This window comes from Thermostichus sp. MS-CIW-41 (assembly GCF_054058915.1).
Window position 1 is genome coordinate 1 of sequence record NZ_JBSSBO010000027.1, and the last position, 26,792, is coordinate 26,792.

At 58.5% G+C, this 26,792-nt stretch carries 22 protein-coding genes and 1 CRISPR repeat array; of the genes, 7 read left to right on the forward strand and 15 right to left on the reverse strand.

All coding sequences use genetic code 11. The features are described 5' to 3' along the window. The first annotated feature begins 205 nt into the window (after positions 1–205). Positions 206–1,057, forward strand: coding sequence for a hypothetical protein (locus ACVWXE_RS09020; protein ID WP_414332345.1), 852 nt, complete (start codon positions 206–208; stop codon positions 1,055–1,057). Here the strand turns inward: ACVWXE_RS09020 and ACVWXE_RS09025 are convergent. From ACVWXE_RS09025 to gcvP, 10 genes are all read right to left on the reverse strand, one after another. Further along, a complete protein-coding gene (locus tag ACVWXE_RS09025; RefSeq protein ID WP_457490143.1) occupies positions 1,026–1,862 on the reverse strand; it encodes a metal ABC transporter permease in 837 nt (278 codons plus the stop codon). The two genes, ACVWXE_RS09020 and ACVWXE_RS09025, sit on opposite strands and share 32 nt — an antisense overlap. Before the next feature lie 10 nt (positions 1,863–1,872). Continuing rightward, a complete protein-coding gene (locus ACVWXE_RS09030; protein WP_457490127.1) occupies positions 1,873–2,670 on the reverse strand; it encodes a metal ABC transporter ATP-binding protein in 798 nt (265 codons plus the stop codon). Next, the gene (locus ACVWXE_RS09035; protein ID WP_457490128.1) at positions 2,667–3,788 is read right to left on the reverse strand and encodes a metal ABC transporter solute-binding protein, Zn/Mn family; all 1,122 of its coding nucleotides are present in this window, start codon (positions 3,786–3,788) and stop codon (positions 2,667–2,669) included. The genes ACVWXE_RS09030 and ACVWXE_RS09035 overlap by 4 nt, the downstream gene beginning before the upstream one ends. A gap of 13 nt (positions 3,789–3,801) precedes the next feature. Then, entirely contained in the window at positions 3,802–4,245 is a 444-nt protein-coding gene (locus tag ACVWXE_RS09040) for a SufE family protein (RefSeq protein ID WP_011431815.1), read from the reverse strand. Positions 4,246–4,342: 97 nt separating this feature from the next. Next, positions 4,343–5,482: a cyclopropane fatty acyl phospholipid synthase gene (gene cfa, locus ACVWXE_RS09045; protein ID WP_457490144.1), complete on the reverse strand. Its 1,140-nt coding sequence runs from the start codon at positions 5,480–5,482 to the stop codon at positions 4,343–4,345. Between the two features lie 73 nt (positions 5,483–5,555). Continuing rightward, positions 5,556–7,368: a CRISPR direct-repeat array (repeat unit 36 nt; unit sequence GTTTCCAATTTCTAGGGATCCCCCCGAAGGGGGAAC). 278 nt (positions 7,369–7,646) lie between these two features. Then, positions 7,647–9,302: an ABC1 kinase family protein gene (locus ACVWXE_RS09050; RefSeq protein WP_457444882.1), complete on the reverse strand. Its 1,656-nt coding sequence runs from the start codon at positions 9,300–9,302 to the stop codon at positions 7,647–7,649. Positions 9,303–9,347: 45 nt separating this feature from the next. Further along, complete coding sequence (locus tag ACVWXE_RS09055; RefSeq protein ID WP_414332206.1) at positions 9,348–9,929, reverse strand: peroxiredoxin family protein; 582 nt, start codon at positions 9,927–9,929, stop codon at positions 9,348–9,350. A 37-nt stretch (positions 9,930–9,966) separates the two neighbouring features. Next, positions 9,967–10,404: an SRPBCC family protein gene (locus ACVWXE_RS09060; RefSeq protein ID WP_011431811.1), complete on the reverse strand. Its 438-nt coding sequence runs from the start codon at positions 10,402–10,404 to the stop codon at positions 9,967–9,969. 2 nt (positions 10,405–10,406) lie between these two features. Beyond that, positions 10,407–10,970, reverse strand: a complete 564-nt coding sequence (locus ACVWXE_RS09065; protein ID WP_414406845.1) for a hypothetical protein — start codon at positions 10,968–10,970, stop codon at positions 10,407–10,409. 141 nt (positions 10,971–11,111) lie between these two features. Beyond that, a complete protein-coding gene (gene gcvP / locus ACVWXE_RS09070) occupies positions 11,112–14,078 on the reverse strand; it encodes an aminomethyl-transferring glycine dehydrogenase (protein ID WP_457490129.1) in 2,967 nt (988 codons plus the stop codon). Positions 14,079–14,271: 193 nt separating this feature from the next. Here gcvP and psbU point away from each other — a divergent pair, with 193 nt between their 5' ends. The 3 genes from psbU to csaB all read left to right on the forward strand — a co-directional run bounded on the left by psbU (position 14,272) and on the right by csaB (position 16,749). Further along, on the forward strand, positions 14,272–14,640 hold the full coding sequence (psbU, locus tag ACVWXE_RS09075; RefSeq protein ID WP_414406847.1) for a photosystem II complex extrinsic protein PsbU: 369 nt from the start codon (positions 14,272–14,274) through the stop codon (positions 14,638–14,640). 103 nt (positions 14,641–14,743) lie between these two features. Then, positions 14,744–15,586 (forward strand): Rpn family recombination-promoting nuclease/putative transposase, encoded by an 843-nt coding sequence (locus ACVWXE_RS09080; protein WP_457490130.1) that lies wholly within the window; start codon positions 14,744–14,746, stop codon positions 15,584–15,586. A 77-nt stretch (positions 15,587–15,663) separates the two neighbouring features. Next, positions 15,664–16,749: a polysaccharide pyruvyl transferase CsaB gene (gene csaB, locus ACVWXE_RS09085; RefSeq protein WP_457490145.1), complete on the forward strand. Its 1,086-nt coding sequence runs from the start codon at positions 15,664–15,666 to the stop codon at positions 16,747–16,749. A 434-nt stretch (positions 16,750–17,183) separates the two neighbouring features. Here the strand turns inward: csaB and ACVWXE_RS09090 are convergent, their stop codons facing one another. Then, positions 17,184–18,338 carry a homocysteine biosynthesis protein gene (locus ACVWXE_RS09090; protein WP_414329883.1) on the reverse strand — a complete coding sequence of 385 codons (1,155 nt, stop codon included), beginning with the start codon at positions 18,336–18,338 and terminating at the stop codon, positions 17,184–17,186. 158 nt (positions 18,339–18,496) lie between these two features. Between ACVWXE_RS09090 and ACVWXE_RS09095 the strand changes: the two genes are divergently transcribed. Both ACVWXE_RS09095 and ACVWXE_RS09100 read left to right on the forward strand, forming a co-directional pair. After that, positions 18,497–19,426, forward strand: a complete 930-nt coding sequence (locus ACVWXE_RS09095) for an ABC transporter permease (RefSeq protein WP_457490131.1) — start codon at positions 18,497–18,499, stop codon at positions 19,424–19,426. Beyond that, positions 19,423–20,247 (forward strand): ABC transporter permease, encoded by an 825-nt coding sequence (locus ACVWXE_RS09100; RefSeq protein ID WP_414424115.1) that lies wholly within the window; start codon positions 19,423–19,425, stop codon positions 20,245–20,247. Before ACVWXE_RS09095 ends, ACVWXE_RS09100 begins: the two co-directional genes overlap by 4 nt. On the opposite strand, the gene cpdA is transcribed toward ACVWXE_RS09100, so the two are convergent. The 4 genes from cpdA to ACVWXE_RS09120 form a co-directional block, all read right to left on the reverse strand. Continuing rightward, positions 20,244–21,038, reverse strand: coding sequence for a 3',5'-cyclic-AMP phosphodiesterase (gene cpdA, locus ACVWXE_RS09105; protein ID WP_011431802.1), 795 nt, complete (start codon positions 21,036–21,038; stop codon positions 20,244–20,246). The genes ACVWXE_RS09100 and cpdA overlap by 4 nt on opposite strands. Positions 21,039–21,368: 330 nt before the next feature. Further along, a complete protein-coding gene (gene psbP, locus ACVWXE_RS09110; RefSeq protein WP_011431801.1) occupies positions 21,369–21,893 on the reverse strand; it encodes a photosystem II reaction center PsbP in 525 nt (174 codons plus the stop codon). 263 nt (positions 21,894–22,156) lie between these two features. Beyond that, positions 22,157–22,915: a PspA/IM30 family protein gene (locus ACVWXE_RS09115; RefSeq protein ID WP_011431800.1), complete on the reverse strand. Its 759-nt coding sequence runs from the start codon at positions 22,913–22,915 to the stop codon at positions 22,157–22,159. Between the two features lie 37 nt (positions 22,916–22,952). Further along, complete coding sequence (locus ACVWXE_RS09120) at positions 22,953–23,591, reverse strand: polysaccharide deacetylase family protein (RefSeq protein ID WP_457490132.1); 639 nt, start codon at positions 23,589–23,591, stop codon at positions 22,953–22,955. Positions 23,592–23,916: 325 nt separating this feature from the next. Here ACVWXE_RS09120 and polA point away from each other — a divergent pair, with 325 nt between their 5' ends. Further along, on the forward strand, positions 23,917–26,712 hold the full coding sequence (gene polA, locus ACVWXE_RS09125) for a DNA polymerase I (protein WP_457490133.1): 2,796 nt from the start codon (positions 23,917–23,919) through the stop codon (positions 26,710–26,712). The last annotated feature ends 80 nt before the right edge of the window (positions 26,713–26,792 follow it).

Genomic DNA, 26,792 nt, shown 5'->3' on the forward strand with positions numbered 1-26,792 from the left:
CACCCGTGTCAGCCCGGATGGCCTGTGGATCGAACTGCACGGGCGGTCGGAAGCAGGAACCCGCCGAGACGACTGCGCAAGGAGCCATCCATGCGCAGCGTGGTAGGAATCTCCGGCCTTCAGGCCGGGGAGGATGTCAAACGAACGACACTTGCTTTCTGAGCCACTAACCTTGTAGAAAGACAAGGGCGAAAGGGCGGCTTTGATGCGGCGGCGCATTCTACAGCTTTGCATCCTCGGCTGGACGATGCTCCTCGTCCTGGCAGTGGGGGGCAGGGGATCCCTGCTGGTTCCCCACTTTTTTGGCATTGAAGCCCTGCAAGCCCAGGCTCAAACTCAAGCCGGAGAACTGCCGCAGCCGATGCGGCTCAAACTCCCCCCCGGCCTGGATCGCTACGCCTACGACAAGGCGGTGGGAGACTACTTTGAGGAAATCGAGCCGCTTTTGCCAGGTGGAGCCTATGCCCAGTGGGCCTTCTATCCCGTCCCTATCTACATCCAAGGGGATCACCCCCAGTGGAAGGCCTCCGTGGAGCAAGCGGTGAAGGAGTGGTCGGCCTACATCCCGCTCAAGGTGGTGGCCAAAGAGGAGGAGGCTTTCTACGGGATGAGCATTTACCGCGTTCCTCCTATTGGCGGCGGGGTGGCTGGGGCGGCCCGCCCGGAGTTTTTCTTCGCCTCCGATGGCTCTTTGCAGCAGCGGGTGCGCATCGTCATTGCAGAAGGACAGGGGTTGGCCGAAATAACGGCGGTGGCCCGACACGAGATCGGGCATGGGCTGGGGCTGTGGGGCCATAGCCCGAACCTGCGGGATCTGATGTATGGCGGACACCATGCGGCGGCTACCGGCAATCGGCGGGTGTTGCGGGTGCCCAACATTACCAAGCGGGATCTCAACACCCTCAAGCGCGTCTACGAGCAGCCCACCCTCAGCGGGCAGGTCTTTCCAGAGAGCTATCGCCGCCTGTTTGGCCAGCTTCTGCAGGAAAAGCCGCTGCCCGAGAGAGCTCTTGGATTGCCGCTAGCTAGAGCTGCAGGAGTTGCGACACCCCCTTGAGCGCCATAGCTAGGAGAAAAAAGAGCAACTGGGTGGCAACAATGCTGGGGCCGGAGGGCAGGTTGAAGGTTGCCGAGGCGATCATCCCCAGCACCGCGCTCAGTCCCCCAATACCTATGGCCAGCAGCACATAGGTTGTAAAGCGGGATCCCAAAAGCCTTGCCGTCGAGGCCGGGATGACCACAAAAGCGCTCACCAGCAACACCCCCACCGAGCGAATCGCCAGGGCCACCACCAAAGCCAGCAACACCACAAAAGCCAGCTTCTGCCAGCCCACCTGAACCCCCCGCGCCCGCGCCAGCGGCTCATCCAAGGTAAGCAACATCTGGGAGGGCAAAGTCAATCCCACATAGGCCGAGCTGATCAGCAAGAGGATCCCGCTCGTCCACAGGGCTGCCGGGCTGATCCCCAAAATCTCCCCAAACAACAACTGGTTGAGGTTGCCCCGATAGCCGGGCAGCAAGCTGAGGGCGATAACGGCCAGCGCCAAAGAGGAAGAGTAGATGATGTTCAGCACCGCATCCGCCGACAGTTGAGTGCGCTCCAAGACAAAGGTGACGCCCAAAGCAAATCCCACCCCAAACACCATCAACACCACGGTGGGATTCAGCCCCAGCAGCACTCCCAAAACAATCCCCAGCAGAGCCGAATGCCCCAGGGCATCGCTAAAAAACGACAGTTGCCGCAGAATAACAAAACTGCCCAGCAGCCCACCTGTCATGCCGGTGAGGATCCCACCCAGCATGGCCCGCTGCATAAAGGGCAACTGCAACAGCTCCACTACCCGCACCCAGCCCTCCAACATCGCCTTCCCCTCAGTGACGGTGGTAGCGGACAAAATGGTGCTCCGCACCGCTGTCGCGAACAGGCCCATAAACCCGGCTCAGCACTTCTGGTGCCAAAGCCACCTGGGGGGATCCCTGGCAGATGAGGGATTGGTTGAGGCACAGCACGCGGTCGCAATAGCAAGACACCATTTCCAGATCATGGGAGATCTGCAAAATGGCCCAGCCCAGAGATTGGCGCAGCTCTTCCAAGAGCCGGTAAAACTCCCCCTCGCTGAGCGTATCTAAGCCTGCCGGTGCCTCGTCGAGGATAAGCAGCCGCCGCGGCCAAGCCAAGCAATAGGCCAACAGCACCCGTTTCAGCTCCCCGCCGCTGAGCTGGCCCAAAGCCTTAGAGGACAGGTGGGATGCGCCGACCCGTTCCAACGCCTCTTTCACCGCCTGCCGCCGAGCAGAGCGCTGCTGCCAAGGCCAACAGGGTTGCAATGCCCCCCAACCCAAAGCCACAAACTCCTCCACCACCATGGGAAGCCCAGGATTGAACTGAAAACGCTGGGGCACGTAAGCCACCTGCTGCCGCACCGAGGGGGGCAAGTAACCGGACAGGCACACCGGCTCTCCCAGAATCCAAACCGAGCCGCACTGCCGCGGCAGGATCCCCAAGATGGCCTGCACCAAGGTACTTTTGCCAGCGCCATTGGGGCCGACAATGGCCGTATGGGATCCCGCCCTCAGCTCAAATGACACATTCTGTACTGCCAAGCGGGATCCCCGATAGACCGTCAGCCCCTCGACGCGCAGGACAACCTCGCCGGAGCAGGAGATCATCGCCCCCTCGCCAGCAGGTGTTCGAGAGCAGCTTGGCCCAGCAGCGGCAATTGCAGGGGCAGGAAGGCCGTCTCCTTCTCAAAGGCGGAGACCAGGTTCTCCACGTTTTGCCGCAGGATGGTCAGGTAATATTCCGGCTCGATCCCCTCAGGGCCAGCGGTTTCGATGGGATCGAAAACGCGAACTTGGATCCCTAGGTCTCTGGCCAAAACCTCAAAGGGGTTGTTACTCCCCAGCTGCGGTTCTACCAGGATCGTCTTCAGGCCGGATGCCCGCACCGTCTCCATCACCCGCCGCACATCTTCGGGGGAGGGGCTGGCTTCAGGGATCTCCACCAAGAACTCGGCTTTGAGGTTGTAGCGCTCGGCAAAATAGGGGGCAAAGTCGTGGAAGACCACAAAGCTTCTTCCGGCAAAGGGAGCTAGCCGAGCGGCAATCTCCTCATCCAAAGCCTTGAGCTTCTCGATAAAAGCAGCCGCATTGGCCTGGTAGATCTCTGCCCCCGCCGGATCTACAGAGATGAGGCCATCACGAATATTTTCCACCTGCTGAATGGCCCGCCTGGGATCCAGCCAAATGTGGGGGTTAAACTCGCCGTGGCTGTGCCCATGAGAGTGTCCATGACCGTGCCCGTGAGAATGGCCGTGACTGTGTCCATAAGAGTGTCCATGGCCGTGACCGTGGGAGTGCCCATGCTCTGGCTCCTCAGCCCGCAAAGTTGGGATCCCTTCGCTGCTGTCAACGATTTGCAATTGGGGGTTCCCAGCGCTGGCGATCAACCCTTCCAAAAACGTTTCCATACCCAACCCGTTGATCACCAGCACATCCGCCTGAGCCAGCAAACGAACCTCCTCAGGTCGAGCCTGAAAATCGTGCGGCCCCATCTGAGGGGGAATGAGCGGAGTGACTTCTGCCCGATCTCCGGCCACAGCACGGGTAAATTGCGTTATCGGCAAAATCGTGGTCACCACTTTGGGGGGGGTGGATCCCTGCTGGGCCCGGGACTCTTCTTGGCGCATCTGCAGGCTTCCCAGGATCCCGACCGAAAGAGCGGCCACCAGAGATACCAGCGATCGCATGGATCGAACAGAGCGAAGAGAGTTAAGCCTATCGGTCATGTGCAGAAATACCTCACAAAACAACAGAGACAGCAGAACTTGCAGAACCCGACCTTCGAAAAGCCAAAGCCCTCTGCTGGAGCAAAGAAAACATGCTCACCAGACCGTTGCTCCTGGAAGGGCTAAGGCTGAAATTGAGGCCCATCTCCCGCACAAACTCTGGGGAAACCCCCAAAATCTCTTCCGGCGCTAGGCCACTTAGCCCCTCCACCACAATGGCCACCAAACCCTTGACCAACTGAGCATCGGCATCCCCTTGGATGTAGACCTTGCCCTCCCTAAACTCGGTGGCCAGCCACACCCGCGAAGCGCAACCTCTGACTAGGTTCTCCTCCTTCCTCTCCGCTTCGGGAAAGGGTGGCAGGCGCTTGGCATAGGCTAGGAGAAGCTCATACTTCTGCCGCGAGGTCTTGGCCTTCTGGAAGCGATTGACAATTTGCTGCAGAGCTGCGGGCATCCCTCAGCTTGTCTAGAGTGAGAATGATAATCAAACTTATCATAACACCCCCACTCAGCGAGGGCGCAGGGGCACCTGCAAACTTTTGGGACTGTCGTTACCGAAGCGAGCGATAGCCGCCACTTACTCCCCGTGGTGAGAGGACCAGTTGCCAAAGTTGGCTGGCCCGGGCCTTGAAGCTACCGGCACTCATCAGGAGATAGAGCCGCCACATGCGGCGAAAGCGCTCATCGTAGCGGTCGGCTAATTTTGGCCATGCCTGCTCAAAATTGGCGTGCCAGGCTTTTAAGGTGGCCACGTAATTGATCCCAAAATTGTGCCAGTCTTCCAGCACAAATAAGCCCTCAAAGGCTGCAGTAATCAGATGAGGCGAGGGCAGCATCGAGTTGGGGAAAATGTAGCGCTCAATCCAGGGATCCCGCCCCTGGTAGGCCACGTTGCTGCCGATGGTGTGCAGAAGAAACAAGCCATTGTCGTTCAACAAGCGGCGGGCTACCTGCATAAACGTTCGGTAGTTTCGGTAGCCAACATGTTCAAACATGCCGACAGAAAGGATGCGATCAAACTTTCCCTGGGTCTGGCGGTAGTCCTCTAACCGAATCTCAACCGGCAGGCCGCGGCAGCGTTCGCTGGCCAGTTTGGCTTGCTCTTTGGAAACAGTAATCCCCACAACCTGCACCCCGTAGCGTTCGGCCAGGTACTGGGCTGTGCCGCCCCAGCCACAGCCGATGTCGAGCACCCGCATGCCGGGTTGGAGTTCCAGCTTGCGGGCAATGAGGTCAAGCTTAGCTTCTTGGGCTTCATCCAGAGTTTGCGCGCCCCCATCCCAATAGGCACAGCTGTAGATCATGCGGCGATCCAGCATGGCCTCATAGAGATCGTTGCCAATGTCGTAGTGGCGCCGGCCAATGACGAATGCCCCCTTGCCCCGCTGGCGGTTGATAAGGCAACTGTCCAGCCCAAGCAAGGGCTGAGTTAGCCAACCCACCTGCTGCGGTGCCTGGGCAGTTAGGAGACGACAAACTAACTCATCAATGGCCTCGCAATCCCACCAGCCCTCCATGTAGGCCTCGCCAAAGCCCAGGGATCCATAGAGCAGGCAGCGCAGGTAGAGCTGCTCGTCGTGAACTTGAATATCCCAGGGCTGTGAGCCATTGAGGGTTATACCGGCAGCATCCAGAACTCGAAGCGCATACTGACGCGCCAGCCAGCGCAAGCTGTTGAGCCCTTTCCCCATCCCTAGGGAGCCCTCACTGCAGGGAAACTGACTCAACAAATACACCCCAAGGTGGCAAGGGATCCAACAAGTTGTTTCCAATTTCTAGGGATCCCCCCGAAGGGGGAACCTTGTAACCAGTGGCTAAATTTATCGCGCTCTAAAAGTTTCCAATTTCTAGGGATCCCCCCGAAGGGGGAACACGGATTCCCGCTTGCGGGACATCATCAAAAAAGGAGTTTCCAATTTCTAGGGATCCCCCCGAAGGGGGAACAGTCCCAGCGTCGGACGGTTCCAAGTTGTTGGAGTGTTTCCAATTTCTAGGGATCCCCCCGAAGGGGGAACTTCTTTTGCCTGCGAGGGGTCGCAGGGGAACAGGTTTCCAATTTCTAGGGATCCCCCCGAAGGGGGAACTCCAAGCGCTGGTCGTTTCACAGTCGTCGGCGTAGTTTCCAATTTCTAGGGATCCCCCCGAAGGGGGAACAATATTGAACGTTCTCTCTCGGGTATTGACGTGTTGTTTCCAATTTCTAGGGATCCCCCCGAAGGGGGAACATGCATTACTACTGCCCCATTACATCAGGCTACTCAATTGGATGTTTCCAATTTCTAGGGATCCCCCCGAAGGGGGAACCTGCCTTCCGGTTCGTAGTGGACTTAACAGAGCAGATCGGGTTTCCAATTTCTAGGGATCCCCCCGAAGGGGGAACCGAGGAGGGCTACGCCGACGTCGTAGTCCAATACGTGTTTCCAATTTCTAGGGATCCCCCCGAAGGGGGAACGAAGACTGCGATATTTACTTTGAATGGTTAACATCAATGTTTCCAATTTCTAGGGATCCCCCCGAAGGGGGAACAAACCTATCGGTCAAGATCAAACCCACACAGGTCCAGGTGTTTCCAATTTCTAGGGATCCCCCCGAAGGGGGAACGCCTACCTAACGTGTTGAATGCCGGATGAATCTCCTGTTTCCAATTTCTAGGGATCCCCCCCAAGGGGGAACTTGTTTCTACTCCTGAAAGGGAGGTTGTATGTACACCAAGGTTTCCAATTTCTAGGGATCCCCCCGAAGGGGGAACTGCCATATCGCTTGCACCTGCTCCAGAGATCGCGGAGTTTCCAATTTCTAGGGATCCCCCCGAAGGGGGAACTGCTCCCACGGGATCCCAGGACAGCGTGTCCAGCAGGGTTTCCAATTTCTAGGGATCCCCCCGAAGGGGGAACATACCAAGGAACAGATTATTCGCAGCACACGCTGCGAAGTTTCCAATTTCTAGGGATCCCCCCGAAGGGGGAACTTGCGGTTCCCTATTGCGACAGTCGTCGTGATGGGTGTTTCCAATTTCTAGGGATCCCCCCGAAGGGGGAACTTATGAACAAAGTTATGGCTGTAGGCCGGTGGGAAATCCGGTTTCCAATTTCTAGGGATCCCCCCGAAGGGGGAACAATCCTACACTTGGCTCTATCCCTCTATCCGCCCCTTCCCCAAGTTTCCAATTTCTAGGGATCCCCCCGAAGGGGGAACATCCAAACTAAACCAGTACAACAGACCAACTCAACTAATGGGGTTTCCAATTTCTAGGGATCCCCCCGAAGGGGGAACGTAAGTTTCTCATAACGGCTAGTTGTTCTGCAAAGTAAGTTTCCAATTTCTAGGGATCCCCCCGAAGGGGGAACAGGGAGCCGCAATTAAATAACGGCCGTTAGTTCCGGCGAACTGTTTCCAATTTCTAGGGATCCCCCCGAAGGGGGAACAGACCTGAATGCGGGCATTCTTCGGCATGTGTCTAGTAAGTGTTTCCAATTTCTAGGGATCCCCCCGAAGGGGGAACTTACGCTGAGCGCCGGTACGAAGTGTACCGGAAAGTGAGGTTTCCAATTTCTAGGGATCCCCCCGAAGGGGGAACTCCACCCCTATTAAACCCAAGCAGGGCAAGGAATGCAAGGCCCATTTGCGAGGGATCCGGAAAAAAGTCGGCAAAAAGAGTTTTGGCGAGGGGGTTTTGGGGCCGGAAAGCCTTGTGGCGCAAGGCGTCGAGGGATCGAACGAAAGAATCGGCCTTTGCGGCTTTTGGCGGATCGCTCGCGGAGGCGTTGATACCGTTTTGGTGTTCTTTTGGAAACATCGAGATCCAGACAAGGGCAGTAGGGCCCTGAGTCCACTGATAAGCCAACCTCAGCCAATCTAGCCGCGCAGGCGACCGGAGCGCAGGATGCTGATGACGAGCCACAGCCCCAACAGGCTGGCCGCCCCGAACAGGAGTTCACTCAGCCCAAAGACCTGAAACCGCTGCGTCTGAGCCGAGATGATGGCGGCCCCGACGATTAGAGAGCCGACCACAATGCTGTAGGAAAGGCGGTTGGCCGACTGATCCAGGCTGCTGCGGATCCCGTCCAGCTCTTGGATGGTCAAGTTCCAGCGCTGGGTTTCCGAGGTGATGCGGCTGAGCAGCAGCTCCATCTGGCGCGGCGATTGCAGAGAGAGATTTTTCAAATCCAAAGCCGTGCGCAGCAGCGAAGGCAGAGGGGCCTCCCCCAGCAATTGCGCCCGAAACACATCCGCCATCAGGGGGCGAAGCTGCTCCGGCAGGTTGTAGTCGGGGGTGAGCTGGCGGGCGATCCCTTCCAAATTGGCCAGCGCCTTGGCACAGAGGCCCAAATTGCCGGGAATGCGGATCTGGTTGCGCCGGGCCGCCTGCAGGATCTCAGAAAAGAGCTGGCTGAAGTTGAGTTCCGCAATGCTCAGGGTGTAGTACTGCCGCAGAAGGCGCTCGTAGTCGCTTTGGAGCTGGGCCAAGCTGACAGTCTGCTCCCGCAAGCGGGCCGTGGATCTTTCCGGCAGGGCCAACTCCAGGGTCAATTCGGCACAGCGCTGGGCATCGAGGCTGACAATGGCCAGCATCAGCTCCAGCAGAATCTGCTGCGTACGCGGATCCAGCCGCCCAATCATGCCGCAATCCAGCAGGGCTACGCGACCGGATCCCAAGTAAAAGAGGTTGCCGGGGTGGGGATCGGCGTGGAAATAGCCATCAATGCAGATCTGCTGGAAAAAAGCGCGGGTCAAGAGGCGGGCGATGTTTTCTGGATCCGCGTCGCTGCGATCCGCCTCCAACAGGGGCCGGCCCTCGATCCACTCCAGCGTCAACACCTTTGGCGTAGTGAGAGGCCAATGGATGCGCGGCACCACCAGTTGGGCCGGATCAAACCAACGCCCCCTTTGCAACTGTTGGCGGAGCTGCTCGGTGTGGCGGGCCTCCTGGGTGAAGTCCAGCTCTGCTTGAATGGCCCGGCAGAACTCATCCGCCAAGGCCACCACATCTGCCAACCTGCCGAACTCCGTTTGCGCCACCAGCTCGGCAATGCCCCGGATTAGCCGCGTATCCCGCTCCACCACCGCCTCCAGCCCGGGCCGCTGGATCTTGAGGGCCACCCACTCGCCGCTGACCAGACAAGCCCGATGGACCTGGGCAATGGATCCCGCCGCAACCGACTCTGTGTCCAGGCTGCTGAACACCTGCTCCAACGGCTGCCGCAACTGCTGCCGCAGCAGGATCTCCACCGCATTCCAGGGAACAGGAGGTACGTCGGCCTGCAGAGTGCTGAGGGCCTCGATGTACTCTCGCGGCAACAGGTCCGGACGGGTGCTCAGCAGCTGGCCCAGCTTGACATAGACCGGCCCCAGATCCACCAAAATGTTGCGCAGCACCATTGGGGGGGGCAGTTGGGGTTCCCCAGCCTTGCCAAAAGAGAGCAAGCGGCGCATGTAGTCCCAACCGTGGCGCAAAACCACCTCCAGGATCTCGGCCTGACGCGCTCCACTCTGGGCCAGACGGGCAAACATCGCAGTCTCTCTCCCTGGAAGTCCAATGGCAGAGAAGCCCGATCCCTAGAAAAAGGGGATAGGGGCCACCCTACGGGTTCCATCCCAGCCGGTTTGCAGCCCCTCCCGCAACACCCGCAGCACCTCATCGGTATCGGCATTGGGCTGGGCAAAGGAGAAAACATGCTTGAAGCGCAGTTTGCCCTCCCGATCCACAACGAACTGGGCCGGCAGGGGTGCTCCCAAAGCTTGGCCAACCCCATAGAGGCGGAAGGTTTTGCACTCGGGATCCACCAGCAGCGGGTAAGGCAGCTGCAGGTCTGCTTGAATCTGCTGGCTTTGAACCGGATCAGTGCTGGTGACCATCAGCAGCTCCGCCCCCAGAGCTTGGATCTCCCTGTAGCGGGCTTTCAGCTCTTGGATGTGGGGGTAGCAAAAAGGGCAAAAAAGCTTTTCGGTGAAGATACGAGTAAAAGCCAGAACCACCGGCTTTTGGCCGCGGTAGTCCGATAGCCGCACGGGATCCCCTTGCACGCGCGGCAGCTCAAAATCGGGGGCAATCTGGCCGATTTCCAGAGAAGTGTTGGCTGGTTGGGGGATGAAGTTGTCGGCAAAGCGACGGTTAAACAGTCCGCTGTTGCTGGTCATTGCAGTTTTTTACGTTTCTTTACTACTTGCCACCAGCCTAACCCAAAGCCTCGGCCACCGCCTTCAGCCGTCGGAGCTGGGCCCGCATATCCTGCTGGGTCGGCCCTGCTGCCAACAGGTAAAACCCTGCCGCCACCCAGGGACTGGGGATGCGGAAGTTGAAGCAATTGACTAGAAGGGTACCCCCCGGCTGGGGATGGCATTCCCAGCGGTCGGTTCCTTCAAAAAACCCCTTAAACTGCCACTGCACCAAGCCTTCTGCCCGCTCTGTAATCACGCAATCCAAGCTGGGGGATACAAACGGCAAGCGAAGGAAAAAGCGGTAGCGGCTGCCCAATTCCGCCAGAGGGGATCCCACCGCCTCGCAGCCCAACAGCGGGTTGAGCCAGCGCTTCATCAACTCCAGGTCGGTGAGGCAGCGATCCACCTGGGCCACGCTGGCCGCAATCGGAATTGACTGGGTATAGATGGGCATCCTCAGGGGGAAGTTGGGGGAGCGAGCTTGGCCGCAGAGAGGTCTTCTGCCGTGGCAGAGGGGGATACGGTGCTCAGCAAAATCAAGATATCGCGATATTCCACCTGATCCGGCCCGCGACGGGGGGATCCCACTTGCACCACCGCCTGTTGGAGAGGCTTTTTGGGGTGGGGGGGAGACTCGAACACCAAGGTGCGGATCCCGTTGGCCTGCTCGATGTCCGAGAGGATGTCCCAGCCCCGGCCCCACAGGGTGCGGCGGTAGTAGGCGGCAATGGCCTCCAGAGGCTGAGAGGTCTGCAAGATCAGGGAAGCAAGGCCCCCCTCTCGATCCCGAATCTGTCCCGAAGAGATGATGGAAGCGTTGGGCAACTGCAAGTGAGGGGGAAACTGAGGGGGAAGGGCGCGGGTATCCCCCAGGGAAGCCTCAAAATGCGTGCCATCTTTGCCGATGTGACGCCGCACGGGATCCTGATCCACTTCTTGAGCAACCGGATCAGGCATCTTGCGGCAGGCCACGAGGGATCCCGCCAACAGCCCCAGGGTTAGCCGAGTAAGAATAGGCAAAGAACTTGGCCCCACTGACGTGAACCGCTCAAGACGGGGATTTTTTCTCATCCGTTGGCCAGGGATCCCTGACTGGTTATAGCGGATCCCGCCTTTGGATACAACCAATCTCCCTTTCTGGGCCAAGTTCCAGAGCAGCCATCATTCGTCGAGCCAGGGCTGACAACTGCACACCAGGTGGCGATCCCCGTAGGCGTTGTCGATGCGGCTGACGCTGGGCCAGAACTTGTGGGCCTTGACCCAAGGGAGCGGGTAGGCGGCCAGCGAGCGAGGATAGGGGCGATCCCAGTGGTCGGCAGCCACCACCTCGGCGGTGTGGGGGGCCAGCTTGAGGGGATTGCGCACCGGATCCATCTCGCCTCGCTCAATGGCGGCAATCTCCTGGCGGATGGCAATCATCGCCTCGCAGAAGCGATCCAGCTCCTCCAGAGATTCGCTCTCGGTGGGCTCCACCATCATTGTCCCCGGCACCGGCCAGGAGATGGTGGGGGCGTGGAAGCCATAGTCCATCAGGCGCTTGGCCACATCTTCCACCTCGATGCCAGCGCTTTTTTTCAGGGGGCGCAAATCCAAAATACACTCGTGGGCCACCCACCCCCCCGGCCCCTTGTAGAGCACTGGGTAGTAGGGATCCAGCCGCTTGGCGATGTAGTTGGCGTTGAGAATGGCCACCTGGCTGGCCAGGGTAAGGCCGGCGGATCCCATAAGGCGAATGTAGGCCCAGGAGATGGGCAAAATGCTGGCACTGCCCCACGGGGCAGCGCTGACGGGGCCGTTACAGCCGGGCAAAACAGGATGGCCAGGCAAATAGGGCACAAGGTGGCGGGCCACGGCAATGGGCCCTACCCCCGGCCCACCTCCCCCATGGGGAATGCAGAAGGTCTTGTGCAGGTTGAGGTGGCAGACATCGGCCCCCAGCTCCGCAGGACGGCAGAGGCCCACCTGAGCGTTGAGGTTGGCCCCATCCATGTACACCTGTCCCCCCGCCTCGTGGATTATCTGGCAAATCTCGCGGATCCCTTCCTCAAACACACCGTGGGTAGAGGGGTAGGTGATCATCAAGGCTGCCAGCCGCTCCCGGTGCTGCTCCACCTTGGCCTGCAAATCCTCAATGTCGATATTGCCGGCTTCATCACAAGCTACGCTCACCACCTGCATCCCCGCCATCACGGCGCTGGCCGGGTTGGTTCCGTGGGCCGAGGTGGGGATCAAGCACACCTGCCGTCGGCCTTCCCCTCTGGCTTGGTGGTAGCGGCGGATGGCCAATAGGCCGGCATATTCCCCCTGAGATCCGGCGTTGGGCTGCAGAGAAACTCCGGCAAAGCCGGTGATCTCCGCCAGCATCTTTTCCAACTGGGCAAAGAGGGCTTGGTAGCCGCGGGCCTGCTCCAGGGGCACAAAAGGATGGAGCTGGGCAAACTCCGGCCAGGTGACCGGCATCATCTCCACCGTGGCGTTCAGCTTCATGGTGCAAGAGCCCAAGGGGATCATGGAATGGGTGAGAGCCAGATCCCGGCTTTGCAGGCGGTGGATATAGCGCAGCAGCTCAGTTTCCGAGTGGTAACGGTTAAAGACCGGATGGGTGAGGTAGGGGGTGGTGCGCAGGAGCTGGGGCGGCAGGCTCTGGCCCAAGTCCAGCTCTGGGCTGTCGGGATCCCAAGCTGGCGGTAAGGACTCCGTTCCGCTGCGGGGAAGGGTTCCGGCGAAGATCTCCCACAGATCCCGCAGATCCTGAGCGGTGGTAGCCTCATCCAAGCTGATCCCCAGCGTCTGGTCATCGATCTGGCGTAGGTTGATCTGTCGCTGGGCAGCGCCGGCCTGGATCGCCTGCACCTGCTCTGGAGAAGCTACCTTGACCCAGAAGGTATCGAAGAAATGCTCGGGCCCCACCTCATAACCCAACTGGCAGATCCCAGTGGCCAAGTGATGGGCCTGGCGGTGGATGCGCTCGGCTATGTGTCGCAAGCCGCGGGGGCCGTGGTAGACGGCATACATAGAAGCCATCACCGCCAAAAGCACCTGGGCAGTGCAGATGTTGCTGGTGGCCTTGTCCCGCCGGATGTGCTGCTCGCGGGTCTGCAACGCCAAGCGCAGGGCCGGCTTGCCTTGAGCATCCTGAGAAATCCCCACCAGCCGTCCTGGCAGCAGCCGCTTGTGGGCCTCGCGGGTGGCGAAGTAAGCCGCATGGGGGCCGCCATAGCCCAAAGGCACGCCGAAGCGCTGGGTGGATCCCACCACGATGTCCGCTCCCCACTCTCCTGGGGGTTGCAATAGGGTTAAGCTGAGCAGGTCGGCAGCCACCGTCACCACCATCCCCTTCTGGTGAGCCTGCTCCACCAACTGCCGGTAGTCCCGGATTTCCCCATAGGTGCTGGGATATTGCAACAGCAGCCCAAAGCCCTTCTCCGGGCAAAACTCCGCCAGATCCGTCACGCGCACCTGGATCCCCAAGGGCTCTGCCCGCGTCTGCACCACGGCAATCGTCTGGGGATGACAGCCCCGATCCACCCAGAAAACCGGGGATCCCTTGCCCGCCAAGGTGTAGGCAAGAGCCATGGCTTCTGCGGCTGCCGTGGCTTCGTCCAGCAGGGAAGCATTGGCGATCTCCATCCCCGTCAGGTCGATCACCATCGTCTGGAAGTTGAGCAGGGCTTCCAACCGTCCCTGGGCAATCTCAGCTTGGTAGGGGGTGTAAGGGGTGTACCAGGCAGGGTTTTCCAGGATGTTGCGCTGAATCACCGGTGGCGTCAGGGTGTTGAAATAGCCCATGCCCAAAAAGGAGCGCCACACCTGGTTCTGGGCAGCCATTGCCTGCAGTTCCGCCAACACCTGCAGCTCAGGGCAAGGGGATCCCAATTGCAAAGGCTGGCTGCTGCGAATGGCCGGCGGCACCGCCTTCTCCACCAGCTCCTGCAGCGAACTCAGCTCCAACACTTGCAACATCTGCCCAATTTGCCGGGCATCCGGCCCAATGTGCCGTCTGAGAAAGAGTTCGGTCTGCCCCAGCAACTCCAGCTCCGGAGAAGGCGTGGGTTGTGGGATCCCTGGAGATGGATCCCGGCTGGGGGGGTCAAGTCGAGTCGAGTGGAGAAGGGCCAAGTCGGACATGGTGCGATAGCCGAGAAAGGGAGAGCAAGAAAGACTGTCTCCTGATCATAGTTGTTAAAAATTGTTTCTGTCGGGATCCAAATCCTGTCTTGGCCCTCGATTCGGGGTGGAGGGGATGAGACACTAGATGGTCGGAGAATGTTAGCAACCTATACAGATGAGCCTTTTGGATTCTGCTTGGAGAAGTGATGCTATGCGCTGGCTGCTGTCCATCTTGGTTCGTGTGGTGTTAGTGCTCTGTCTGTGCTTCGCTCCTTTGGGGATCCCTGTTGTGGCCAGGGCCGCAGAGCTTCCCCCGGTAAAGCACTTGGACACTCCGATTGACGTGAACAACACCATCTTGCGCAACTACCGCCAACTGCCCGGCTTCTATCCCACCCTAGCTCGCATCCTGGTGAAAAATGCCCCCTACAGGAGCCTGGAAGATATGTTGCAGATCTCAGGCCTGACAGAGCAGCAAAAGGCCCTGATCAAAGCCAACGCCGAGAACTTCGTGTTTGGCGAGTATCAGGAAGGGGCTAACCAACTGGAAAACCGCATCAACCAAGGGTACTACGGCTGATCTCGGCAGAGGGGCCATCGGGAGAATCGGCTTTTGTAGGAAAGGGATCCTGTGGCCTACGATAACGTCTGCAAGTACTTGGTGGAATGGTTCCCCGAGTCCTTTGCCCGGTGGCTACTGGGATCCCCTGTTTCCTTGGCTCAGCTACAGCCGACGGAGCTGTCCACCGAGCCCATCCGAGCGGACTCTCTTAATCCTGCTGCGGGCCCAAAACCTGATTTTGCATCTGGAGTTTCAAACCGATCCGGATCCCGACATTCCCTTGCGCATGGCCGACTACTGCCTGCGCCTCTACCGCCGCTATCCTGCCCAGGAAGTGCGGCAGATTGTCATCTACCTGAGAAAAACCCAGTCAGAACGGGTGTACCAGACTTCTTTTCAACGGGGATCCCTTTCTCATCGCTTTGAGGTCTTGCGCCTGTGGGAACAAGATCCGGAGGTGCTATCTCAATATCCAGGACTCCTGCCTTTAGCCGTGTTGGCAGATCCGGAAAACCCGGAGCCGCGACTCCGCCAAGTGGCCAGAGCAATAGCAGAGATAGAGGATCCAAAACTACGGCAAGAGGTGAAAGCGGCCACTGCTGTTTTGGCAGGATTAACATGGACGCCAGAGGAAATTAGCAGGGTACTGGGAGGTCTGGCTGTGCGGGAATCGACCATCTATCAGATGTGGCGAGCAGAAGCCCTCAAAGAAGGGCGAGAGGAGGGCCTGAAACAAGGCCTAGAGCAAGGTCTGCAACAAGGTCTGCAGCAAGGTCTGCAGCAAGAAGCAGCTCGACTGACTCTGAGTCAACTGCGGCGCAAGCTGGGATCTTTGCCGGAAGACCTGTCTGAAACCATCCGCCTCTTACCTACCGAGCAACTGGAGGCTTTGGCGGAAGCGCTGTTGGACTTCCAAACCCTGGCCGATTTGATCCAATGGCTCAGGGAGTCATCATCCAACTAGGGTTTGCCGTCGCGGCCTTTTCCAACCTCACAGGACTCTGTGGGTGAGTTAGGATCCCTGTTACTCAGATGGACTCGATGAAACGGCCACAGGTTTTGATCTGTGGCTACTACGGCTACGGCAATGCCGGCGATGAGGCGTTGTTGCTGGCTCTCTTACGAGAGCTAGAGCAGTTGCCCAGCCCCGTACAGCCGGTGGTGCTCTCCCGTCGCCCTGCCGAAACGGCTGCCACCTATGGGGTGCTGGCCTATCCGCGCTTCAACAGTTTGGCTTTACGGCGCTGTCTCCAGGAGGCCCAGGCTTTCATCTGGGGTGGGGGCGGTCTGTTGCAGGATCGCACCAGTTGGCGCAGCCCTCTCTACTACCTGGGGGTGATGGGCCTAGCCCAGCGCTGGGGACTGAAGACCCTTGCCTGGGCCCAGGGGATCGGGCCGCTGCAGCGAGGGTGGATTCGTGCACTGGCCCGCCGGTCTCTGGCAGGTTGCACGGCCATCAGTGTGCGGGATGGGGTTGCCTCCCAATGGCTGCAAGAGTGGGGGATCCCTCACCAGGTGGCTCCGGATCCCGTCTGGAGTTTGCCGTCCAAAACCTTGCCGGAATGGGAAACGTGGCCTCAGCCCCGCATTGCTGTGGTCTTGCGTCCGCATCCGCAACTGACTGGAGCCTGTCTAGAAGCTTTGATCCAGGGTTTACAGCGTCTCCAGGCTTCCACGGGGGCATACCTTCTCTTCGTGCCCTTTCAGCTGGCTCCTCCCGGATCCCCTGACCTTGGGCCAGACTACCACTTGGCTCAGCAGCTTCAGCAGCGCCTACCCCACCGTAGCCAAGTGCTGGAAATTCGGGATCCCTGTCTATTGAAAGGAGTCTTTCGGGGTGTCAGGCTGGCGATCACCATGCGCTACCACGGATTGGTGATGGCGGCGGCAGAGGGCTGCGCCTGTTTTGGTCTCAGCTACGATCCCAAGGTGAAAACGCTGCTCCAGGAATTGGGCATGCCTGGCTGGGATCTGCAGGAGATGCCCACCGATCCTGAAGCCTTACACCAAGCTTGGCTGGCCTGCTACTCAGAGAGCCTAGCTCTCAGCCCTGCCCAAGCTGACCTGTGGGCGAGGCAATCGGCTCAGCACGCTCAGTTGTTGAGACAGCACCTGAAGTGGGGTTGATGGGGTTGCCTGGAGAAGTTGCTGCCAGGGCGAATTCCGGTAGCGGTTCTTCTGGAGAGCCGCTTTACCCCAAAAGTAGGGGGGCACGGTGTCCCCGAACCAAAGCGCTGCGTGCATCCGCTTGAGGAGGCCCCCAATTCATTGAGGGGAGCATGACTCTAGTCAATAATAAGCTCAACTATACTGAAAATAATGTATAATATGTTCAGTACGGATTACTACCAGTTGATCTTTCTGTTTACTTTCGAGTCTGCCAACATGGTAGCCAAAGCAAAGCAGAAAATTGGTAGTAAGACGACACGGAAACTGCGCATTGGGTATTCTACTCAAAGCTTTGCGGGATACCGCCATTCTGTTTGGAAACAAACAGAATGCTATCGCTGCATAGTTGAACAGTGATGTTCAGCAGTGTTCAGCGTAAATGTATCAGGACGTCACCTGAGAGGGTTTTGGGGGAGAAACTCCCGATCCAGGGGCAGGGGGGCGACAGGTTGGGTGAGGGTAAATTGGCCGCTTTCTATCCACTGCTTGAGGATTTCGGCAATTTGTATGGAGCGGCGCAAGCTGGCCAGGGGAGCGGTGCGAATCTTGCGGCCATTGAGGGTGATCTGGCCAGATTTGAGTTGGGCATAGCTCACTAAGCCAAAGGTGGGCCGCACCCGGCGGGGAATGGAAAAGTCAATCACGGGGGCAACCAACTCCTCATCCCGAATGGCAATGGCCTCCAAATCCGCAGGAGCAAGGATGGGGATGGGGATCCCGACCCCCAACATCAAGCTGGGACCGTAGTTGCGGAAGTAGCAGCCCCTCACCCATTCCGCCTGCATTTGCTTGGCATCTCCAATCAGGGCTAGAGTGGCCGCCGGGCCGATGGGAGTTTGGTTGGGCAATCGCTTTTGCAGCGGAAAGTGTTGGGTGCCCTCCCAGGCGACGTAGCCGATGCCGCCTCCCAAAAAGATGCGGCTGCCGATCCCCACCCGGCGCAACAGGGGATCGTTCAACAAGGGGGATAGCTCTCCCGGGTTGGAATAGACGGCATTGCCCAGATGCGGTTCCAACAGACCCAAGTAGGTGTACAAAGGCCGATCCCCGCCGTTCACGCCGACGATGAAGTTTTGGTAGGCATTGCGGGGGTTGAACAGGTAAAACTGGTTGAGCTGATCCCGAGTCAGGGTGGTCTCGTAGTCGGCGCGGGGGTAACAATCGGTCACTTGGCCGATGGCCCGCAAATGGACGCGCTTGCCCGCCACCAGGTCGGCAATGACATGGCCGCCCCCATAGGCTTGATCCGCTTGCTCGCTGGGTTGGGCTGCCCCTAGGTAGAGATCCACCGCGCCAAATCCGGCATAGGCCGGTACCCCGTTCAGCCAAGCTTGGCGAATCTTGATGGGCGGATCCGTATGGCCCAGGTTCACAATGGCTCCTGAAGACTCCATTGGCTCAAAGGTGCCGGTGGTGATCACATCCACCTGCTCAAAGGCTTCCTGGATCCCCAAGGTGGCCAGCTTGGCTTTGGCTTCCAGGGCCGTCCACACCCGCACCTGGCCTTTGGCAATGCGTTGGTTAATCTGGTCTAGGGTTCTCTCCATGGGATGTGAAGATCGCAATGGTTGGTCGCGTTGGCGGTGTGGAGGAATAAGAGGCGTGAGCATACTTCCTTCTCACTACCCACTGCTCTTTCCTCTCTTAAGGAGGGATCCGCTCCCATCTTGAATTCTCTCGTGAGGCAGCTCTTGGGACTGGCTCAATGAATAGCTTAAATGGACGGGGATCTGGGCCGGTGGGGCTTAAGGGGATCCGGCAGTATGGGCCGCTTTTGCCGGCGTTGGGGTTGGTGGGCCTGCTCTACGGCGGGGGGCTGCTGCTGGCTCTGGCCCAGAGTGTGGGCCTCTACGGCCTGGGCGAGAGGGGGTTTACCCTGCAGGGGTATGGGGAGCTGCTGCGGGATGCGGAAGTCGGGGGATCCCTGTTGCTCAGCCTCAGAATCGCTCTGTTGGCAACGGGGCTGGCGCTGGTTTTGGGGCTGGGGCTGGCGCTGCTGTTGCGGGGGCTGGGGGGGTGGGCCATCTGGCTTGGCCAGTTGACGCTGCCGATTCCTCATTTGGTGGGGGTGGCGGGGATGCTGCTGCTGCTGGGACCCAGCGGTTGGCTGGCGCGGCTGGCCTTCCAACTGGGCTGGATTGCCTCGGATCAGGATTTTCCCTTGTGGGTGAACGACCGCGGCTATGTGGGGGTGTTGCTCTATTGGCTTTGGAAGGAGATCCCGTTTGCCGCTCTGGTGGCGCTGACGCTGCTGCGCGGGATGGGATCCGAGCTGGAGCAACAGGCCCGGCTGCTGGGGGCTTCTGCCGCCCAGACGTTTTGGTATGTAACGCTGCCCTTGCTGAGGCCGGGGCTGCTGGCCACCGGGATCCTCATCTTCGGTTTCGTCTTCAGCGCTTTTGAGGTTCCCTTGCTCTTGGGGCCCACCTACCCGCGCACCTTGCCCGTTCTGATCTATCAGCGCTTCACCCACATCAACCTGGAGCAGCGGCAGCAGGCGGTGGCGCTGGGGATCATCCTGCTGGCTGTCTCGGCAGCGGTGGTCAGCCTAATCGGAGGGCTGTTTGCAGCCAGAGTATCCTTTCTGCAGCTGCCGTTTGGCTCAGCGGGACGGAGTCCTTGGAGAAAGCCGTGAAAGGACGCAGATGGATTGGGGGATCCCTGCTCCGCCTTGGGGTGGCCGGAGTGGCCCTCCTTTGGGCTTTGCCCTTTGGGGTGCTGGCCCTTTGGGCCTTCACGCGGGCCTGGTATTTTCCCGATGCCCTGCCCCGGGCATGGAGCATAGCCGGTTGGCAGCAACTGCTGAGCTGGGGATCCCAGTTCCGGGCAGCCTTCGGCCAGAGCTTGCAAATTGCCCTGTTCACCACCCTGCTGGCCCTGGGGGTGGGGATCCCGGCGGGACGAGTTTTGGGCACCCATCCTGTGCCCGCCTGGCTGCGCCTGCTGTTGCTGTTGCCCGTCATCACCTCTCCTCTGGCTGTGCTGATGGGGATCCAAGGGGTGCTGATTCGCCTGCGGCTAGACGGTGCCCTGCTGGGGGTGGTGCTGGTGCATCTGATCCCCACCATTCCCTACATGGCTCTGGTGATGGGCAGTGTGTTCGCCCGTTTCGACCGCGGCTACGAGGCGCAGGCCCGCTGTTTGGGGGCGGATCCCTGGCAAGTGTGGTGGCAGGTGACGTTGCCCCTCATTGCCCCTGGGGCAGCCATTGGGGCGGTATTTGCCTTTTTGATCTCTTGGAACGAATTTTTGCTCACCTTCTTTGTCGGCGGTGGGCGGGTTCTCACGCTGCCAATGCTGCTCTACAGCCTTTTGCAAGGGGGAAACAATACCCTGGTGGCTGCAGTGGCCTTCCTGTCGCTGCTGCCGGGGTGGTTGGCCTTGCTGGGGGCCAGCGTCTGTTTGGGGCAGGCCATCGGGCTACCCCCCACAGAGGTTCAAGAGGGGGAGAGCTAATATCCCTTCAGGGCCAGGTTGGGCCGTTGCAGAGCAGCTCCCACCCGTTGAACCTGAGTTTTGAAGCTGCCATCTCGCTCCAACCATATCTGCCTCAGGGCAGGGGGAATTACCTCCAGGCCAAACTGGGGGCTCTTGGGACGAAATTGCACACAGGTTGAGGGACAAGCCAGGTAATCAACCCCCTCCCGCCGGCGGTGCAGGTCTTGGTGAATATGGCCGAATACAACGAGGCGGATGTGGTCGAACTCGTCCAGAACCCCAAACAACCGCTCCGGCTGCTGCAGGGCGCTTTGATCCAGCCAGGCAGAATCCACCGAAAAAGGGGGATGGTGCAGGGCCAACAAAACATGGTGTTGGGCGGCTTTGCTCCGCTGCAATTCCTGTCTCAGCCACAGCAGCGTGCGCTCCGTCAGGTAGCCGCTATCTTTGCCGGGCACGAGGGAGTTCAACAAAATAAAGCTCCAATTTTCCCGGCTGAAGCTCTTGTCCCCAAATAGCCGCTCGGCATGAAGCTCTTGGTTCATGGTGTGCAGGCGATCGTGGTTGCCCGCCAACCAGTAAGTATCGATGGGGAGAGCCTGCAAATGGGCTCTCAAACGGGCGTAAGATGCCGCACTGCCATCTTGAGAGAGATCTCCGGTAAGCAGCAGCAGATCGGGCAAGGGATCCAGAGCGGCAATGGCCTTTTGCACCTGCAGGAAAGAGGCTTCCGTGTCCACCCCCAGCAGCCGGTGATGGGGCTTGGCAAACAGATGCAGGTCGCTGATCTGAACCACGTACACGGTCATAGAGCAGGCCCAAGAGGGTGGGATCCCATCTCCGCAGGTTCAAAACACTACCGTTTTACGTTTTAACACCAGATGGCCCGGCTGGAACCAGTAGGTAGGGTCATTTCGATTCAAGCTAGGACACTGCACCCACACCCAAAACGTTGGTCGCGTCTTCGCGTCAGCGTTGCGGAGCAATAATCCCCAGAACCACAAGGCTTTTCTCAGTAGCCCAGGCGTCTCGCCCCCAACCTAAAATGACCATAACTCAGCCCTAAAGGGCTCAACCTTAACCTACCCAAGTCCGTCAACCCGGTTCAATCCCTTGAGAAAATCCTCTCAGGAAAAGCTTTAGGAAACATTCAGAGATCGGCCCACGTTCCTAAAGGCAGCTTGCACCTGAGGCCAGCGGGATTCCTGGGTAGAGGCCGTCAGCGTATAGAGGCGATGGTGCCGAACGGTCACCGTCACCACCTCGTGGCGAAGCTGGGATCCCATATCGGTTTGGTATTCCAGCAGGTAATAGGGGTGCTCCTGCCGCTCAAAGGCTTCGGCAGCCAACAGCTTGGCCGAGCGACCGGATCCCTCAGGAGCAATGATCTTCTCCGCCACCAACTGCCCCACCTCAGCCGGGCTGCCCAAATCGGCAATCGTCTCCCCCTTGTCAAACGGGGCGATCATCAGGCTGACGTTCTCGGTCTCGTACACCAGGTCGCGCAGGAGTACCACCGGCCCTTTCCCCGGCCCAAGATTGACCGCCACCATGCCGTTGGGGTAAGCAAAAGCAAAGGCTCCGCTGGGATCCCTGTAGGCCCGTAGGTTAGAGCCTGCGGAACAGGCACCGACCACCAAGCTGAGGCAGACACAGAGCAGCAACAGCGCTCTAGACAGCCACGGGCTGGTTGCGTAAGTGGGCCACAGGCCTGATCGGGCAGAATGCCCGCCTCGTGCTGCTGACATTGCTGGGATCCTCTCCTCAGATGGGTTGCCTATTGTTCCTTTATCATCCTAGTACGAGCGCACTCCCTCTAGCCCGTTGACCGTCAATTCCCAACGGAAAACTCCCCCTGCAACTTAGCAGCGGGGTTGCCGACGTGGGTTGAAAAGCGAGGGATCCCCAAGCTTGGAAGCAACTGCCGCTATTGAGGGAGCCGCTTCTCGAAATCCAAATCCGGCATCGGCAAGTTGGCCTGGGCACCTCCTTGGCCGGTGAGCATTGCCAAGCGGCGGGAGATTTCGTCGTCCATGGCCATTTCATCCAGTTGGGCAGCAATCTGCTCGCTGCGATCTTCCGAGAGTTCGCTCATGGCTCGGGATTTGAGCTGGCGAGCCTGGATAGCATTCTTTGCCGCCTCAAATTGGGACTTGGCCGAGTCGATGTTGTAGGAGTTGTTGACGCGGGTCATCTGCTCCAGAGCTTGGTTCACCTCGTTGATGTCTTTGAGGTTGCTCAGCTCGCTCTTGTAAGCGGCCAGTCGTTCTTTCTCGCGGGCCAGCTTTTGCTTGGCGGCGTTGACGTAGCGCTCGGCAGTTTCCACGTTCTCCTTAAGGGGGCCGAGAATGGCCTCAATTTGCAGCGCTTGGGACATAGCCAGGCGGGCAGCCTCTTGATCGCCCCGTTGGGCGGCCAGGCGAGCTTTGTTCTCCAGGGCCTGGTACTCCCGCACCTTTTGCATGTACTTCTGCTCAGCCCGCTGATAGGCGGCTACTTGGGTGGCAACGGCTTCCGTGAGACGCTGAACCGTCTCCTGCATCGTGCGTAGGGATTCTTCCGCCACCATCACCGCCCCTGTGCCGCCTTTCTCCACCGGGATCCCCCACAGCCAGTTCCAAGTTCCGACGATGACGCTGCCGGCCCGTTGCCCAAAAATGCCGTAGATAATCTTGCGTGCGCCCATGGCCTGACCCTCCTGCTTGTGCGTGCCTCTACTGTATTTAACTTTCTCCCTGACTGGAAAGATCCCAGGGATCCGGCAAGTGGACAAATTCAAATCCCCGCTTCTTCAAAGTTGGGATCAACTGCCGCGTCACCTCAACCACTTGGGCTCCTCCTTGTACCCCATCGTGCAGCACGATTAAGGAGCCAGGCCGCACCTGGGCCAGCACCCGCTCCACTACCACCGATACCGGTGGGATCAGCCAATCCTCAGGCACCACGCTCCACATCACCGGACAATCGTCAGGGATCCCGCCACAGGCAGCCACGAGGGTGGTTTGGCTGCGCTTCAGGCTCTGATAAAGCTCTCCAGGGGCAAGCTCGGTAAAAGGGCGATGCTGCCAGCCGTGAAGGCCAATGCGGTGGCCTTGTTGGCGGATCTGACGGGCTAGGTGGGGCCAGCGCTGCACCCGTTCTCCCAACACAAAAAACGTGGCCGACACCTGAAAATCCATCAAAACCTGCAGCAGAGCCGGAGTGTACTCGGGGTGAGGGCCATCGTCAAACGTCAGGGCCACCCGCTGGGTATGGGGATCTGCCGGCAGCTCCCACAGGCCGTCGGGAAAGAGAGTCTTGAGGCCCCAGTGCAGGGGTGGGTAGAGGGATGGGGGCAGGATTTGCCGAGAAGAGAAGAGCATTGTGGTGAGCTGTATGTTGTCCAAAACCAGAAGCCAATGCTTTGGGTGATCAGTTGGGTTGGCAAATTGAGGTGTTGCCGATCAAGCCAATAAATTGAAAAAATGGGCATGAGCATTGTAGCTAACAAAACAGACAGGGGTGGCGGGCCTATCGATGGCTTTTTGGATCTTGCCGTAGCCGGGTCACAGAAGTTGGAATTGGAATCCCGTCCTGTTGACCGCCGGGCGCTCTTGCTGAGTTCTTGAGGCCGATGATGGATGTGGGATCCTTCTCTGCCCCCAACCCAGATTCGATAGGCTGGATTCACCCTCAAGGTATCGGCTAATGGCTTTGAGAACTCCAACACTGCTGCTGGTGGATGGTCACTCTCTGGCCTATCGCTCCTTCTACGCCTTTGCCTACAGCCGCGAGGGGGGGTTGCGCACTTCCACTGGGATCCCCACCAGCGTCAGCTTTGGCTTTTTGAAATCGCTGTTAGAAGTCTTGGACAAATACACCCCTACCCATGTAGCCGTTGCCTTTGATACACGGCAGCCCACTTTTCGCCACGAGGCCGACGAAACCTACAAATCAGGCCGCCCGGAAACGCCACCGGAGTTTATCGAAGATGTGGAGAACCTGAAGCAGGTGTTGACGGCACTACGCATCCCGATTTTGGTGGTGCCTGGTTTTGAAGCCGATGACATTTTGGGCACCCTCAGTAGGCTAGCCCCCCAAGATTACCGGGTGCAGATCTTAAGTGGCGATCAAGATCTGTTCCAGTTGATCGATACCGATGGAAGAGTTCGGGTTTTGCACCTCAACAGCAAAGATCGCATCAGCGAGTTTGGCCCCGAACAAGTGAAAGAAAAATTGGGCATCTGGCCTTGGCAGGTGGTGGATTATAAGGCCCTCTGTGGTGACCCTTCTGACAACATTCCCGGGGTGAAAGGGATCGGCCCCAAGCGAGCTGTGGAGCTGCTGGAGCGCTACGGCAGTTTGGATGAAATTTTCGACCACCTGGACGAGATCCAAGGAAAAGTCCAGCAATACCTCAAAGAAGGGATCCCGGCGGCCCAGCACTCGCAATTTATGGCTCGGATCAAATGCGACGTTCCTCTTTCTCCCGACTGGGAGGGCATGAAATTAACCGGCTTCGATCAAGCAGAATTGCTGCCGCTGCTGGAAAAATTGGAGTTTCACAGCTTCATCGCCCAAGTGCGCAAAATACAAACGGCTTTGGGGGGGATCCCAACCGAGGCAGAGGTGGTTGGCGCTTTTAATCCCACCGGGGATCCCGCAAACGCTCCTGACGAAGCCCTGTGGTTTGATTTTGCCCTCGATCCCGTCCCTTCTCTGCCGGCGGTGCGCATCATCGATACGCCGGAGCAACTGGAGCTTTTGCGGCAAGAGCTGCTGGCCTGCCCAGGGATTGTAGCTTGGGATACTGAAACCACCAGTCTAGATCCACGGGATGCCCAATTGGTGGGGATCGGCTGTTGTTGGTCAGAGGGAGATATCGCCTACTTGCCCATCGGCCACCGCCAGGGATCCAACCTGGATTGGGAGCTGGTGAAACAAAGCCTGCAACCCCTTTGGGAAGATCCCAACCGACCCAAAAGCCTACAAAACTGTAAGTACGACCTGAGCATTTTCCGCGCCCACGGGATCCGCCTGCAAGGGATCCAGTTTGATCCCATGTTGGCCAGCTACGTTTTGGATCCAGAAGCCAGCCACAACTTGGCCGATTTGGCAGCTACCCATTTGGGTTTGCCAACCACCAGCTACAAAAAGTTGCTGGGCAAGGAACAGTCCATTGCCGATATCCCGATTTCCAAAGTTGCAGAATACTGTGGAACCGACGCCTATTGTGCCTATCGTCTGGTGCCAATCCTCACCGAAAAGCTGCAGAAAACCGATCCACGCCTGTGGGATCTTTTTATTCAAGTCGAGCTGCCCTTGGCCCAAGTTTTGGAAGAGATGGAGTGGATCGGCATTCGCGTTGATACCGAGTTTCTGAGGCAATTTTCCCAAGAGCTGGAACAAGAGCTGCAAAGTTTGGAGCAGAAAGCTTATGCCCAGGCTGGAGAAACCTTTAACCTCAATTCTCCCAAGCAACTGGGATCCCTGCTCTTTGAAAAGCTGAAATTGGACATTCGCAAAACCCGCAAAACGGCTACTGGCTATTCCACTGATGCCTCAGTTTTAGAAAAGCTAGAGGGGGATCATCCTCTCATCGAAACCATCGTGCAATACCGCACCTTGGCCAAGCTGAAATCGACCTATGTGGATGCTCTGCCTGCCCTGGTAAGAAGCGATACCGGCAGAGTCCACACCGACTTTAACCAAACCGTTACTGCCACCGGCAGGCTCAGCTCCTCAAACCCCAACTTGCAAAATATTCCCATTCGCACCGAGTTCAGTCGCCGGATTCGACAAGCTTTTATTCCCCAAGAGGGATGGCTATTGGCGGCAGCAGATTACTCTCAAATTGAGCTGCGCATTTTGGCCCATCTCAGCCAAGAACCTGCCTTGCTGGAAGGCTTTCGCTCAGGAGAAGATGTGCACACCCTAACCGCCCGCCTGCTCCTGGAAAAACAAGAAATAACCAGCGAAGAACGCCGCCTGGCCAAAACGATCAACTATGGGGTGATCTATGGCATGGGAGCGCAGCGCTTTGCCCGCACTGCGGGGGTTTCTTTGTCGGAAGCCAAGCAATTTTTACAGCGATTTAACGAGCGCTACGCCGGCATTTTTGCCTATCTGCGCTCCACTGAAGCCTTTGTGGAAAAGCATGGCTATGTAGAAACGATCTTGGGTCGCCGTCGCTATTTTCCCAATTTGTCTCGTCTGACAGGCCATCGCAAACAAGCGGAATTGCGGGCGGCTGTGAATGCTCCCATTCAGGGATCCGCCTCGGACATCATCAAAGTAGCAATGGTGCGCCTGCGGCAAAAGCTGCAGAACTTTCGTTCCCGCTTGCTCCTGCAAGTGCATGATGAGCTGGTGTTTGAGGTGGATCCCTCGGAATGGCAGGCCCTAAAACCGCTGATCCAAAGGGAAATGGAAGGAGCAGTGCCCCTCTCCATACCGCTGGTGGTGGATATCCAAATTGGCCACAATTGGAAAGAAGCCAACTAGACCATGGGAGGCAGAAAACCCCAGGTTTGCAAGGAAAGGGATCCCGGCTCCGTGAAAATGTTAAGCTATGTAAAAGCGTT